Below are 13,796 nucleotides of genomic sequence, written 5' to 3'. Positions count from 1 at the left end.
GAGAGGAAACCTGTTATGCTCGGACAAGAAGAGATCGTAAAGCAAGCTCTGAGCCAAAGAGGAGAAGGATATGTCACTCAAACCAGAACCTATTCATCCCGTACCTCAAGAAACAGCGCGCGTTGCCAAGGCAGCCTTCCCAAAAGGGAGCACCTTTATCCGCATGCGAGACGAACTCGGTATTCTCTACCAAGATGAAGCGTTCGCTGCCCTTTTTCCGCAAAACGGTCAACCCGCTCTGGCTCCTTGGAGACTAGCCTTGATTACCATTATGCAATTCGCTGAGGAACTATCTGATCGACAAGCGGCCGACGCAGTGCGCGCTCGCCTCGATTGGAAATACGCACTCAGCTTAGAATTAGAAGATAGTGGCTTTGACTTCTCGGTCCTGAGTGAGTTTCGCTCACGACTCCTTGGAGGCAATGCTGAATATCTCCTGTTTGACACGATGCTCGATCATTTCAAACAACGAGGTCTTGTCAAAGCCGGTGGGAGACAGCGCACAGATGCCACCCACATCTTAGCCAAAGTCCGTGCCTTACATCGCGTGATGTGTGTTGGTGAGACCTTTCGTGCCACCTTAAACAGCCTGGCTGTTGTTGCTCCCACCTGGCTTCAGTCGTTTGCTCCAGAAGAATGGCATATCCGCTATGACCATCGGATGGAGGAGCATCGCTTCCCACGGGACACAATCAAGCGCATCGCAGCGGCTCAAACGATAGGAGCTGATGGATACCAGTTGCTCAATGCAATTGACACCACTCCAGAGCTCCACTGGTTGTACCAGGTTCCGGCGGTGCAAACCTTGCGACGCGTGTGGCTCCAGCACTTTGAACTGGTCGATGGACATGTCCACTTTCGTTCCGATGACAATATTCCACCGCCGGCAACGATGATTTGCTCCCCCTATGATACTGAGGCGACATATGGTCGCAAACTCACGACCTGGTGGGTGGGATACAAAGTGCATCTGACGGAAAGCTGTGATGAGGACCAACCTCGGCTGATCACACATGTTGAAACGAGTCCTGCTGGGAAGGGAGATGTCGATGTGACGCCAGTGATCCATCAAGCCTTAAAAGACAAGCAATTACTGCCCAAAGAGCATTTGACCGACACGAACTATGCAGAGTCCAAACAATTCGTCGCCAGCCAGGTGGACTATGGAATTGATTTGATCGCTCCAACCAGAGCGGATAACAAGTGGCAAGGCCAGGCCAAACAGGGTTTTGCAGCCAGCAGTTTCCAGATCGATTGGCCTGCACAACAAGCCATCTGTCCAACTGGGCACCCAAGTTCAAGTTGGACGCCAGCCATTGATCGACGTGACAATGAGGTCATCAAAATCAAGTTTTCGACCAAGGATTGCCAAGCATGCCCTTGCCGTTCTCAATGTACCAGGACGGATCGACGAACGATTACCGTCAGGAAAGAGGAACATCACATGGCCTTAGAGAAGGCCAGAGCACGCGAAAAAACTTCTGAGTTCTGGAAGGTCTACGACCAACGAGCTGGGATCGAGGCGACGATGTCACAGGGAGTACGAGCGTTTGACATGCGCCGAAGTCGGTATGAAGGATTTTCTAAAACCCATCTCCAACATCTTGCCTGTGCCACAGCAATGAACATCGTGCGTGTGTTAGCCTGGTTGGAAGAACCGTCCGTTGCCAAGACACGAACCTCTCACTTTGCAGCCTTAGCTGCTTGAGTTTGAGAAGTTCGCCAACAGTGTCAAAACGCGGAAGAGCCGCTATACTAAACAGAACAACAAGGAGAGGTATTGGATCGCATGGAAACAAAACGGAAGAGTTATATGCTGAGGGAGTTTTTGCGAGCGGCTGAGACATGGATCAATTTTTATCATCAAGAGCGACCAGCATGTGGGGCTCGATAACCTCTCTCCGCTTCACTATGCGAAGCCGCATGAGTTGGAGGATATTCCTTCACTCGCCCTATGGTGATGTCTATTTTAGCAGCGATTGGACAATTCTGAAATTACGGAAGGAGCACCGGATATTCTATGAAGATCTACCTGGTGGATGGTACCTATGAGCTGTTTCGCAGCCACTTCGGCGCGCCGCCGCGCAAGGCACCGGATGGGCGCGAGGTCGGCGCAACGCTGGGCCTTTTACGCAGCCTGCTGATGCTGTTGACGACGCCTGGCATCACCCACGTGGCCTGCGCGTTCGATCACGTGATCGAGTCCTTCCGTAACGACCAGTACCCCGGCTACAAGACCGGCGCGGGCGTTGACCCCAACCTGATAGCCCAGTTCCCGCTGGCCGAAGAGGCGGTTTCCTCGCTTGGGCTGGTGGTCTGGTCGATGGTGGAGTTCGAGGCCGACGATGCCCTGTCCAGCGCGACCGCCCGTTTCAAGAACGAAGATGGGGTCGAACAGATCGTGATCTGCTCGCCGGATAAAGATCTGGCCCAGCTGGTCTCTGGAAGCCGCATCGTTGGCTGGAACCGCCGCCGCAATATTCTCATCGATGAGGCGGGCGTGGTGGAGAAATTTGGCGTGCGCCCACAGTCGATCCCCGACTGGCTGGGGCTGGTGGGCGATGCGGCCGACGGCTTCCCCGGCATCCCGGGCTGGGGTGAAAAATCCGCGGCGGCCGTGCTTGCAAAATACGAGCACCTCGAGGCGATCCCTGCAGACCCGCAAACCTGGGGGTTGAGCGCCAGCCGCGCGGCGCGTCTGGCCGAGAGCCTGGCACAGCACAGGGCTGAGGCGCTGCTTTTCCGCAAACTGGCTACACTGCGCGAGGATGTGCCATTGAAGGAAACGCTCGCCGATCTGAAATGGCAGGGCGCCTACACACGGCTGAAAGATGTCTGCCACCGGCTGGGCGATGAAAAGTTCCCCGGGCGGGTTCCGAGGTGGCGCGAGAGATGAATGTGGCAGCGCAAAGAAGCGCAGAAGAAGCTTAAATACGCAATAACTTTTCATGGGGTATCGAATAAGATGTATCCCCCGACCGTAGGCCCACAAAATTGGCAGAAGCTGCTGGCTGATCCTGAAAAGCAATGGCGAACAGGCTATTCAGCACGTACCATTGCGGATGCCTGTTCGTTGCAGTTAGCCCAATATGGCCCTTGAGTATGAATGGATACTGTTGCTAAATTATTTCTTGGTGCTCAATCTGAGCATGGCGTTCTGTCCATTTCAGCGTGGTAAACGAATGTAGCAACAGTATCCATTCATACTCGGAGGCCAATTTACAAAATTTTGGTGAAAGGAACTAGATTGGAAGCGGTTTGTTAGGAAACATGTGTCCTGATGCTCAAGATTGAGGGCAATGTTTCACGTTTGCGGGCCAGATCTGCCCACTTCTCGGGGCATTTACCAACAATTTGTGTGGCACTACCCTTTTATTTTGTGGCTGGTGACAGCAACCTTACAACTATGCTCAATGCGTAACGTCGATTTTTGTCCAGTTGCTACGGAAACTCCGTCACGCACCGCTCGGCGATCCAGGGGAAGCTGGCTTCGCGTAACGATGGCCCGTTACGGAATGAGTGAGAGGTGGCGGAGATCTCCAACCGTGACGGCGGCAGCCACGTCACGAAGGTGACCAGGCCTGGAGCATGTGACGCCGACGAGGCGGTCACAATGAGGGGTATCTGCTTTTCATAGTGTGACGGTTGGCCGGGAGTCACACAGCCACCGAGAGCTGGGAATAGTGACACAGAACCGCCCGTCACAGGCCAAACATCAGGTATAGACCCCTATTAGGGTTGAGAGTATTAATGGACCGGAAAACCACGCTAAGAGCTTGTAGCCGTCGCTCAGGAAACATATGAGGAAGTTATGAAGAACTTTCCTATTCAGTAGCAAGGGCAAGGAATATCGAATGGCGAAGGTAACAAAGAGACGTAGAGATCCATTTATAGCGGTCTTCTGTGCCTTTATCGGAATTCTGATTGTCTTTTTTGTTGGTATCACTTTGAAAAATAGTCTTTTCACCAATTTGCTCGACGGATACACAGCATGTATGTGTTATAGATTCCTGGTCTATTGCAGGTCTGACAGCCGCCGTCTTTGGTATTGCAGCAACACTTCTCACCTTTCTTGGCGCGTTCGCTGTTGCTTACTGGTGGGCAAACTTAGATCAAAAAGTAGACAAGCAGGTAGAAACGCGAACTAATGACCTTATTGAGCAACGCTTGAAAGATCAGGAGGGGAAGTTTCAGACCCAGATTGCTGATAACGTAAAAGCATTTGAAACACAAATAACCCAATTGGAAGCAAAATTTCAGGCGCAGCTTACAGACAGTGTAGAGAAATTTAATGCTCAGATTACACAACTGAATGGAAGTTTCCAATTTATCAGGAAAGAGCTTGTCATTGCTGCAATGATTTCCCCTCCCTGGGAGGTAGAAGAATGGGCAACGGAACTCCTCGCACTAGATCCCTCAAGCGAGGTAGCCGTTCGTATGGTCATGAGTTATCTCGAGGAAGTCGATTACTTTCTTCCCGATCCATCGAAACCGTCAAAATGGAAGACTCTACGCATTATGCCCGATGGCACAGACGCTCTCTATTACTGGAATAAAGCATTAGAATGGCAGCAAATCGTAAAAAATCAAAATATTCCGGCTTATTTGAGCACTTCAGAATGGAACGTAAACCAAAGAAGAGCAAGAGTTGAGGAATACGAAAAGCAAAAAATGAATGACGCTCAAGGTAACAATCCTTAGCGGGCCTCCATCCTTTTAGCAGAATACCTGTTTATGTAAAACGGTATTCTGCGCTATTTTGCTTCTTGATACCAATAATCTCATAATAAATGAGATTATTGGTATTTCTTCTTATGACTCATTCGCCCGCTACTCTGCCGCTGGTATTGCTTATGTAGCGCTACCCCTCCTGCTGCATCTCGCCGGCACTCTCTTGCACTCCTCTCATACTCTCGCGCACGCTTACGCCTCCAGGCACAACGCCTTCCTCTTCCCGCGGCCCGCCTCATCCACAAAGCACGACACAGAGACCAGGGGCTTCCCTTTTCCGCAGGATGCTGCTACTATGTTTGGAACAAAAAAGATAAACCGCTCCTAACTTAGACGCTATCGCCCCCATTGGAGGACCACACATGGCACGACCCAAACACCCGCTGACAGAACGCACGCGTGCGAAAAGCCAGAAGAACCGCCTATACTGGCAACCCAATGACCCCCATGCCCTCGATCCCACGAGATAAGCTCAAGTAAAAGAAATCGCAACAGAGTCACAGAGGTGTTGGCATTGTTAAAAAGTGAAGGAAAACGCCGACAATTGACATATCTCGATAGAGAAAAAGCGGCCAGGTCAAACAGTATCGAGGGAAGAAACAAAGCGTGCAGCGAGTGCTTAGGCGGTGGCGCGCAGATCAAAGCCAAAAGAGGAAGCAAAGGTGGCTGGCAGACCATGAAGTGTGACCGTCAAGGAAGGAGCGTCGAATGGACGGGCATTGCGGGCCAAGCGCTGCTCCCAGGAGAGACGCCAATGCGCGCGCTCTGCGCGGGTCAAGATGGCCTCAGAGGACAACGTGGTGGATGAGAGCGTTGGCATGGCGAAGCTTTCTGTCAAGCCAACCGTTTCGCTGCGGACCACGTTCAGCCATCTTCGCCGGATGTCACACCGGGGCCAGTCTTTCCAGGGAACCGGAGCACGAGGTGGGGAGGCAAGTGCGTCGGTGTGTGCCGGAGAAAAAGTTGGGGGTGAGGATTCGAGCGGCCACACTACCGCGCTCACTCTCCGGGGCTTGATCGTGTCACTGCTTTCTTGACACTGTGCCCGCAGCGGACAGGAGCGGCAATGGCCGATGCGAGCGGCATACAGAATCCGCAGGGAGCCATCGCGCTCGGGGCGTCGTTCCTGGGGATAGAGGGGATGGTTGGCAGGGCAAAGCAGAGTCCCATCAGGTTGTGGAGTAAAAGCAGAGCCAGGAAAACCCCCGGTAAACGAAGGACGAGCGAACTTCGGAGGACCATAGATAACCGAAGGAGCGGACTTTTCAGCAGGTGTAGACTTGTCTTTCCTAGCAGGTTCAGCCTCAAGGGCTGGAGCAAATTCAGTGGTGCGCGGTTCGGTTGAAGCGAGTTGTTGCCCCAGTTCAAGTCGAAGGTTCCAAATCCATTGGGCAAGGATCTGGGCAAACTCCTGGCCGCACGGCGTATGCGAGTACCAGCGATCCGCGTCCTGCTCGATATCTTCATCTGCCAAAACCGTCTCAAATGATCCGCGATGCAGGTAGAGGTCAAGCACATCCGAGGCGGTAAATGCCGGGGAGGGAAGAGTACTGACAAACAACTCGTAGACGGTGCCATCCCGCTCAACACCGACGGCAGGAGAAGAGGTGGTGGCACCATGCGTTGCGACGACCAAGCGTACCTCGAGTCCGGCTGGTGTCAAGGGGACGCCCTGGCAATCATAAAGCGCTCGCGTCATGCCACTTTCTGGATGCGTGCTCACCTGATCTGGAGCACGCAGAAGTCGCTGCTGGACCACTTCCAGAGCCAGCAGGTGATAGGCGCGACTTCTGACGATCACTCCAAGGCCAGCCGAGAGGACATCGAGGAGGGGAGCGGCGTCGCCATACAGCCCATCCAGGCGCACGAGGATGGAAGCAGTGGGGAGCCCAAGCTGTGTCGCATAGCTGGTGGTCACCTGGACGGCTCGTCGCAGTTCGTTCCGGTAATCCCCATTGCCTGTCCCACCAAACGTGCCGAGAAACTGATGTGTATTCGCCTGGAGGAGAACTGTGCGGGTGCGTACCACTTCTCCCCGCTTGCGCCCCTGATAGCCCGGCGCGCACACCTGATCAAAACGACGATGAGGAGCAGGCAATGACTCCGTTTGCGGCAATGCACGTTGACGGGCGGCTTGTTTTGTTCCGTCCACATCGACGACGAACCACTGCTTCCCTGTCCGGTCGAACAGGCCGCCGGGGGAAGGAAACGGTTTGCGGGCAAGCAGATCCTTTTGAAAGAGCGTCCGGAGCGCTTCCACGCTGGCTTGATCGAGAGCGGCAAGAAACCGGGACAGGGTTGAGCGATGGGGTAAGAGATTTCGGCCAAAGAGCGCCATGAACGGCCCGGCAAACGGAGCGAGCCGTTTGTAAAAAGCCAGCAAGGTGGGTTCGCCCGAAACGGCGTAGCCGATCAGGACGGCGACAAAATCGATGAGGTCGTAATGGCCAAAGCGCGCGCGGGCGAAGCGCACCTGCCCAGCGACAGCTTTCAGGATTCCCTCGTGGGTAAGGACTTGTGCAAAGATTGCCACTTCCTCGAATACGTCATAATGCCTCCCTTTTTGATCGTCTGGTACGTCGGCCTTGACATCGCAGCCATTCGTGAAGTCGTCTTTCATCATCTTCCGTCATGTAAATTTTCCAGGGCATGCTTCTGGCCAGGTGTTCGCCTTTGAGTCTGCCTGTTTTCAGCCAATTGAAAATCGTGTCCTGGCCCACATCCAGCTTTGCTGCAGCACCTTCGACCGAGTAAGAGCCATCTTCCCATTGAGCCAGGTTGTGCTGATTTTTGTTGAGCTTGACCGTGGGGATCTGCCACTGATGACGTAAGTGGCAGACGATCTTGCTCGTAATCGGGTGAACAAGCCCAGGGGTCTGATATCCCTCAGCCTCCAATATCGCAGCAATCTGCGCATCCATTAGCCCTGCTGCGTTGAGCTCACGCACGCGTTGCTCAAGCACTTGGGCACCGGCGAAGAGGACATAACTGCTTATCCGGCGTTGGTACCAGAACTGCTCGCTTGCCCCTGTTTGCCAGTTGATTTGCGCCCAGACCTGGCCTCCAATGCGCCTGCTATCGACGATGACCTCCCGGATCACCAGGCGCAACATCTGCTTGCGCTCAGCACTCGTCGTCGTCGGGGCGTGCCAGAGCGCTGGTAAATCGCTGCCCAGGGCTACAATGGCTTCTCGGTCTGCCTGGGTAAAGGTCCCACCGCGACTGGATTTCCAGGCATGATACTCTTTCTCTACGGTTTCCACTCCCCGGAGTTGCTCTTCCCACTGCCTCTCCAGCGAGCGAGCCACCAAGCGGTTTTCTGGCTCTACCGCCTGGTATTGTCGTTCGGCCCGCTTGGCCTGGTAGCGCGCACGCTCCAGGCGCAGCTCCCATTGCTTGCTTTCGACTTGCTCCTCCTGTTCCAATTGCGCCAAGGCCGCGAGCGCGAGCGCCAGTTGATCGGGCTGCAGCGCCTCCAGAAACCGCTGTTCAACCTGGGTATCCAGAGCCAGCGCGCGCACCCGTTGGCAGTCTGTTCCTCCAAACTGGCTCTGGTCGGCGCTACACCGATACTCGGGATATTCACCCTGCTTCCCAGAGTAGTGGAGGTGGAATAAGGCCCCACAGCGCCCACAGCGCACGATACCTTGCAATAACGCTTGGCCTGTGCGTGCCATGCCGGGTTGCTCCTCTCGATACTTCATGCTATTGGCGCGTAATTGTGCCTGATTCGCTACAAATTCGTCCCACGAAATATACGCTGGATATCTATTGTGTAAACAAATCTCCCATTTGTCAATGGGTTGGAGAATCCGCCCTCCAGATGGATGCCCTGCGGTGCGGCGTGCCGGGTCAAACTGCTTGCGTCCATAGACATAGGCCCCAGCATAGGCCGGGTTGTGGAGGATATCGAGAATGGCAGAGGTGCGGGCGGGTTGCCAGACCACCTCATAGGGAGCAGGGCCGACTCTGGGGCAGGCTGGCAGAGGCAAGTGCGCCGCTCTCAGACACCGCATCACGCCGCTGGCCGAGCGGATTTCACGGAATTTCTCAAAGACCAGCCGGATGCGCGCCTGCACCTCTTCGTCGGGATTCAAGGTCACAACTCCAGCAGGCCCGCGAATCAACCCCACAGACAATCCCTGGTGCAGTTCTCCCCGTTCGGCTTTGTGTCGGGCTCCCGCCAGCATACGCTGTTTGAGCTGGTGGAGTTCAGCCTCGCTCATCATGCCCGTTAATCCCAACAGTAATCGGTCGTGGTAGAGCCGTGGATCGTAGAGTCGTTCACCGTCGGCGATCAGTGTGCCGAAGATGGAGCAGACTTCCAGCAATTGATACCAATCGCGATTGTTGCGCGCCAGGCGGGAGGCATCGAAGCTGAGCACTAAGCCTGCACGAGCCAGACTAATCTCAGCGAGCAGATACTGGAAACCGCCACGGGAAAAGACATTGGCCCCTGATTTGCCCAGATCCTCATCAATCACTTCCACCCGTTCACGAGGCCATCCCAATTTGACAGCTCGCTCCACCAACGAGTACTGCAGTTCGGTGCTCTCGGCGTGGCGCGTGACTTGCATGAGGGAGGATTGGCGAATGTAGACATAGGCCATCTTCGCCCGCTGTTCGGTAGTCGGCATGAGAGCCAACGACTCAGCGTTCATGGTCGCCCTCCCTCTCTTGTGCGGCTGTGCGCAGGCGTCGAATGAGGTCGGCGATCAGATGGGCGAGTTGCTGCTGGTGGCTCTGGGGAAGCCGTTGGAAGATCGTCGTGGGATCTGCGGACACAGGACGCTGTTGGATGAATGGTTGACATTGTTTGCTCGGCATGGCTTTCCTCCTTGGCCTGCTTGAGTTGTTGCACCAGGCGTGCTAGAGGAAGAATAGTCCGGACCGAGATGGAAGGCAAGGGAGAAGGAGGCGAGACAGTCTCTGCTGGGCGTTCAAGGTTCGTGGCAGCGCGTGGAACCATGTGCCGCCGCCCGCTTGGCAGCAGCACCATCACATGGGGCGTGCGGCGATTGATCCGTACAGGAAGCTGCGGGAAGGTTTGACCATAGAGGGCATGAGTGGGATCAGTTATCGTAACCTCACCACATACCCTGTCTAAAAGTGGGGTTTCTTGTTGGGTTCGATTCTCCCATCCAGGAAGGGGTCGAGGGCCTCGATTCCGGCGTAATCTGGATCCTTACAGTAGAAAGTGTCATATCACATGTATCCTCCTTGTCTCGGAAGCAGCGTTTAGAGGTAGTCTCTCCCCAGGCGTGTGGTCGTTCGTTTCCCCCTCAAGGATCTCTCGTATTGCAGCAGACTCTTGCCCAATCTGGGAGTATGCAGAGTTCATGCAGTTCCTTCCAGAAAGAACCTCCTTGACAGCTTTGGAGTGACGCTCATGAACGTGAACCCAGGAGCAAAGGGCAGGGGCTCAGGACGGTGGTACGCCCCTGTCACCCTCACTCCTGGCGCAAGGTGAAACTTTTAACGCAACAAACTCATCGCCTTCTCAATATCAGGATCGTGCCCGGCGGAGAGGTCCTGCGCGGTCAGCGGAAGCAGATAATCGGGCGCCACGCCAGTCCCATCCAGCTTTTCTCCTCTGGCCCCCAACCCAAACTGCATGGTAATACCCAGCATACTTCCATCGTTCAGGAAGTAATCGGAGGCCGTTCCGGCTATCGCTCCCGCCGTCCTCGTCCCCACCAAGGGGGCAATTCCCAGGTCTTTGACGGCTCCAGAAAATTCCTCACAGGCGGAGGCACAGCCGCGGTTGGTGAGCACTACCAGAGGCTGATGCAACAGGGAAACCGTATCCGTCGTAGACAGGGCCGTACGCTTGCCCTCGCCATCAACAAGATAGCCCACGATTTTGCCATGCACAAAAGCACCTAGTAGCTGCGAAACCCCATCTGGAGAGCCACCATGATTGTCACGCAGGTCTAGGATGATCCCGCGTAGGTGGTCCCCCACGTGCAGACTGTTAATGGCTTTAAGCACCTGGTCGCCAGCGTCGGGTGTAAACTGCGTCAGCTTGACGTAGGCCAGCGAATTGGACAGCACTCGCGCACTGACGACAGGTGCCATGGTAGGAGCAAAAAGGGTTGGGGTGAGAGCCACCGTCCAGGTTTTCCCCGTCCTGGGTCGCATGAGCGTCACCTGCACCACGGCATTGTTGGATAGTTGGGGGTAGAGCCAGGCCATCACCCCTGGATTAAGCTGATTATTGGTAAAAGGGGCACTGCCGTTGACCGCAGTGATGATATCACCGAGGGCGACTTGCTGGCGCTCCGCCGGCGAACCTGGCTGGACTTCGGTCACAAAGAGCGGAGGGCGTGCTTCAGGCAGAAAAGAGGGGCCGCTTGATGCAGAAGTAGTGATGCCCAAACCGTAGAAAGCGCCATTCGGAAACTGTTTGAGCACCTCAGCAGGCGGTGGAATGCTCCAGGTGGTGTGATTATCGTGTAAGCTTTGCACCATGCCCCGCATAGTTGCCGCCACGAGATCCTGCTGAAGATCGGCATTGTGAGGCAGGGCGTTGCTCACCCTCTGGTAGACCGCGCTGAAGGCGTTCCAATCCGCCTGCCGGTCGCCCAAGAGCGCGGGTGGCATCGCCGTAGGCCGGTCCAGACCCTTGCGCAGTAACTCCTGTACTAACGCGCTAAAGGCGCTATTGAGTAGCACCCGGTCATCGAGCGCTTTTCCAGTCACGTAATGGTCCAACAGACACCAGTACGCTTGCTCAAGTGTAGTCAGGGCGGTTGGAGCGGGTGAGGGAGCCGGATGTGTTGGATCGGCGGACACACACGGCGCTGTACTTTGAGTAGACGCGATTGCATGGCTCGTAGCTGTACCTGTGCCCTGCGTTCCACACCCGGAGATGCACACGCTCAGCACACACAGACCCAGAACGAGCATAAACGGCAAACGCATACGAGAAGACCTCCGTGGTCGATCTTGTTTCATAGCTTCCTCCTTGAAATGTTGTTTCTTCTTCCCGATGAATAGTTGTACTTAAACGACGGAATCAAATGGATTCGACCGAAATTCTCCCGTCCTGCATTCCCAGGCACACATCTGCCACTTCCGCGATACTGGCATCGTGTGTCACCACGATCACCGTCTTCCCTTGTTCAGCCAGTTGCTTCAACAACGCGACGATCAGCTTGCCGGTCTGCGAATCCAGGTTGCCGGTCGGTTCGTCCGCGAGAATCACACGGGGATCGTTGGCCAGCGCTCGCGCGATCGCGACGCGCTGCTGTTGCCCACCCGAGAGTTTGCCAGGGATATGGTGATGCCGATTTTCGTCGATATCGACCTGTCTGAGCAGCATGCGAGCTCGCTCATGCATTGCCGCGTCCGATGCACCTCCCATCAGTTCCATCGGTAGCATCACGTTTTCGAGTGCCGTCAGGCCGGGGATCAAGTGGAAGGATTGAAACACGAAACCAAGCTTTTGTCTCCTGAAGCGGTGTTCCTGGCTGGCTGAGAGCCGCTTCACATCCACTCCATCAATTACGAGTTCACCTGAGTCCGGTCTGTCCAATCCCCCCAACAGGTAGAGCAGGGTCGATTTACCGCTGCCACTGGGTCCCAGAATGGCGACAAACTGCCCTCTGGTGAAGGCAAAACTGACCTCGTCTACCGCCTGGATAACCTGGCTTCTTATCTGGAAGAATTTGCTTAATCTCTCGGCGCGCACCGTCACTGCTGCCGTTGTTGCGTCTGCTTGCTCTTGTGATTGTTTCAGCGGAAAAAGTTCTGCATCCATTCGGGTATATTCTCCTTGTCTTTCATTCACATCATTTTGTGAGCTCTTCTCAAAACCTCGGCGGGCTTGAGATGGACGACAAACCATATGGGGATAAGGCTCGCGAGCAATGCCAGTCCAATGCCCACCCCCAGGATAGTCAGCAACGTCTGAACATTCAGCGAGGCGGCGGCCAGATGAAGATTGCTGAGATATGACGGCGCTGCGCCCGATGCTGCCGGGCTTATCCCGGGACTCTTGATCGCGGCGGCAGGATTGGGAAGACCTGAAACGCCGTCTGCATTTGCCAGGGATGAGGCGTCAATATCGAACTTCTGGGAGAGAAAAGGTCCCAGGATCACAAGCAGGAGGACGGCTAGCGCCGCCGCCATAGCGCTCATGGCCAGAATTTCAGTCCAGAACTGTCGGAAGACCTGCATGTGCGAGGCGCCAATGGTTTTGAGGGTGGCGATCTCAGCAGTCCGTTCCCTCACCAGCATGAGCACTGCAAAGACGACCACGACAGCAGCGATCAAGAAGGAGGCGACGAGCGCCGCTTGAATGCTGTTTTGCGCGACACGCAGCGCGTTAAATGCATTGCTGTACTCAGCAGTCTGGGTGGTGACGTTGAACTGCCTCCCAAGAAGACTGCGCAATCTGGCTGCGACGATTTCGACCTGCTCGTAACTCACCACGTTGGCGGTAATAGAATCAACGCCATTGATCTTGAACACCTGCTGCATGGCTGCCATTGGGATGATAATGACGCCATTGTCAAAGGGATTCGCTGTCGTATACAGCCCGATCAGGGTGAACGTCGTTCCATTCAAGGTAAAGGTTGAACCAACGTGGAGATGATTGACCTGTGCTACCGATTGGCTCATCATGGCCACGTGAGCATTGGCATCGCCATCCTGGAAGCTGCGCCCGGCAACGAGTGCAGGTGTAAGACCATCCCCCAGAGTACCATCAGTGGCATCACGGGAAACGCCATTGATGGTCAGGAAAGAACCTCTTAAGATGCCGTCTGTGTAGGATCGTACTACGCTTGATTGCGTGCTGGTCACTTCCTGAACGCGCTTGACTTTCGCCACCACGCTGTTTGGGATAGGCGTGCCCAACTGGGCAGGGCGAATAGTAATGGCAGTTCCAACCTGCCTGTGCACGGCGGCCAGCATCTGTTGAGCGCTGGAGCTCAAGCTCACCATTACCGCGACAAACATCAAGCTTGCTCCCAGGAACGTGACCACCAGCATCAATTTGAACGGTTTGCGCAGCACGTTCCTGATACTGCGTCTGACAAGTTTCATAGAGAAGAACTCCT

Annotated in this window: 11 protein-coding genes; 4 read left to right on the top strand and 7 right to left on the bottom strand. The window is 55.0% G+C overall.

The features are described from left to right. Positions 1 to 70 precede the first annotated feature (70 nt). From JMI88_RS02605 to JMI88_RS40510, 3 genes are all read left to right on the top strand, one after another. Complete coding sequence (locus tag JMI88_RS02605) at positions 71 to 1,708, top strand: IS1182 family transposase (protein ID WP_201360044.1); 1,638 nt, start codon at positions 71 to 73, stop codon at positions 1,706 to 1,708. 312 nt (positions 1,709 to 2,020) lie between these two features. Further along, on the top strand, positions 2,021 to 2,896 hold the full coding sequence (locus tag JMI88_RS02600) for a 5'-3' exonuclease (protein WP_201360195.1): 876 nt from the start codon (positions 2,021 to 2,023) through the stop codon (positions 2,894 to 2,896). Further along, positions 2,897 to 3,100 carry a DUF6946 family protein gene (locus JMI88_RS40510; protein WP_373323733.1) on the top strand — a complete coding sequence of 68 codons (204 nt, stop codon included), beginning with the start codon at positions 2,897 to 2,899 and terminating at the stop codon, positions 3,098 to 3,100. It begins immediately after the preceding gene. A 341-nt stretch (positions 3,101 to 3,441) separates the two neighbouring features. Here the strand turns inward: JMI88_RS40510 and JMI88_RS02595 are convergent, their stop codons facing one another. Continuing rightward, a complete protein-coding gene (locus JMI88_RS02595; RefSeq protein WP_201360194.1) occupies positions 3,442 to 3,690 on the bottom strand; it encodes a hypothetical protein in 249 nt (82 codons plus the stop codon). Between the two features lie 477 nt (positions 3,691 to 4,167). Here JMI88_RS02595 and JMI88_RS02590 point away from each other — a divergent pair, with 477 nt between their 5' ends. Further along, positions 4,168 to 4,701 carry a hypothetical protein gene (locus tag JMI88_RS02590; protein WP_201360193.1) on the top strand — a complete coding sequence of 178 codons (534 nt, stop codon included), beginning with the start codon at positions 4,168 to 4,170 and terminating at the stop codon, positions 4,699 to 4,701. A gap of 649 nt (positions 4,702 to 5,350) precedes the next feature. Here JMI88_RS02590 and JMI88_RS39240 read toward each other — a convergent pair. The 6 genes from JMI88_RS39240 to JMI88_RS02555 form a co-directional block, all read right to left on the bottom strand. Next, entirely contained in the window at positions 5,351 to 7,354 is a 2,004-nt protein-coding gene (locus JMI88_RS39240) for a hypothetical protein (RefSeq protein WP_236022790.1), read from the bottom strand. Next, positions 7,278 to 9,392, bottom strand: a complete 2,115-nt coding sequence (locus JMI88_RS02575; RefSeq protein ID WP_201360192.1) for a recombinase family protein — start codon at positions 9,390 to 9,392, stop codon at positions 7,278 to 7,280. The genes JMI88_RS39240 and JMI88_RS02575 overlap by 77 nt, the downstream gene beginning before the upstream one ends. Beyond that, positions 9,382 to 9,558, bottom strand: a complete 177-nt coding sequence (locus tag JMI88_RS02570) for a hypothetical protein (RefSeq protein WP_201360191.1) — start codon at positions 9,556 to 9,558, stop codon at positions 9,382 to 9,384. The genes JMI88_RS02575 and JMI88_RS02570 overlap by 11 nt, the downstream gene beginning before the upstream one ends. Before the next feature lie 648 nt (positions 9,559 to 10,206). Beyond that, entirely contained in the window at positions 10,207 to 11,688 is a 1,482-nt protein-coding gene (locus tag JMI88_RS02565; protein ID WP_201360190.1) for a S41 family peptidase, read from the bottom strand. Between the two features lie 61 nt (positions 11,689 to 11,749). Then, positions 11,750 to 12,493 (bottom strand): ABC transporter ATP-binding protein, encoded by a 744-nt coding sequence (locus JMI88_RS02560; RefSeq protein ID WP_201360189.1) that lies wholly within the window; start codon positions 12,491 to 12,493, stop codon positions 11,750 to 11,752. Between the two features lie 26 nt (positions 12,494 to 12,519). Then, positions 12,520 to 13,782, bottom strand: a complete 1,263-nt coding sequence (locus tag JMI88_RS02555; RefSeq protein ID WP_201360188.1) for an ABC transporter permease — start codon at positions 13,780 to 13,782, stop codon at positions 12,520 to 12,522. Between the last annotated feature and the right edge of the window lie 14 nt (positions 13,783 to 13,796).

The sequence above is a fragment of the Dictyobacter formicarum genome, assembly GCF_016587435.1.
This window is presented reverse-complemented; position numbering and strand designations above follow the sequence as displayed.

What these genes read in the sequence shown, in the direction of transcription:
- JMI88_RS02555 (WP_201360188.1), bottom strand. Translation starts at nt 13,782, where the DNA reads ATGAAACTTGTCAGACGCAGTATCAGGAACGTGCTGCGCAAACCGTTC.
- JMI88_RS02560 (WP_201360189.1), bottom strand. Translation starts at nt 12,493, where the DNA reads ATGGATGCAGAACTTTTTCCGCTGAAACAATCACAAGAGCAAGCAGAC.
- JMI88_RS02575 (WP_201360192.1), bottom strand. Translation starts at nt 9,392, where the DNA reads ATGAACGCTGAGTCGTTGGCTCTCATGCCGACTACCGAACAGCGGGCG.
- JMI88_RS02565 (WP_201360190.1), bottom strand. Translation starts at nt 11,688, where the DNA reads ATGAAACAAGATCGACCACGGAGGTCTTCTCGTATGCGTTTGCCGTTT.
- JMI88_RS02600 (WP_201360195.1), top strand. Translation starts at nt 2,021, where the DNA reads ATGAAGATCTACCTGGTGGATGGTACCTATGAGCTGTTTCGCAGCCAC.
- JMI88_RS02605 (WP_201360044.1), top strand. Translation starts at nt 71, where the DNA reads ATGTCACTCAAACCAGAACCTATTCATCCCGTACCTCAAGAAACAGCG.
- JMI88_RS39240 (WP_236022790.1), bottom strand. Translation starts at nt 7,354, where the DNA reads ATGATGAAAGACGACTTCACGAATGGCTGCGATGTCAAGGCCGACGTA.
- JMI88_RS40510 (WP_373323733.1), top strand. Translation starts at nt 2,897, where the DNA reads ATGTGGCAGCGCAAAGAAGCGCAGAAGAAGCTTAAATACGCAATAACT.
- JMI88_RS02570 (WP_201360191.1), bottom strand. Translation starts at nt 9,558, where the DNA reads ATGCCGAGCAAACAATGTCAACCATTCATCCAACAGCGTCCTGTGTCC.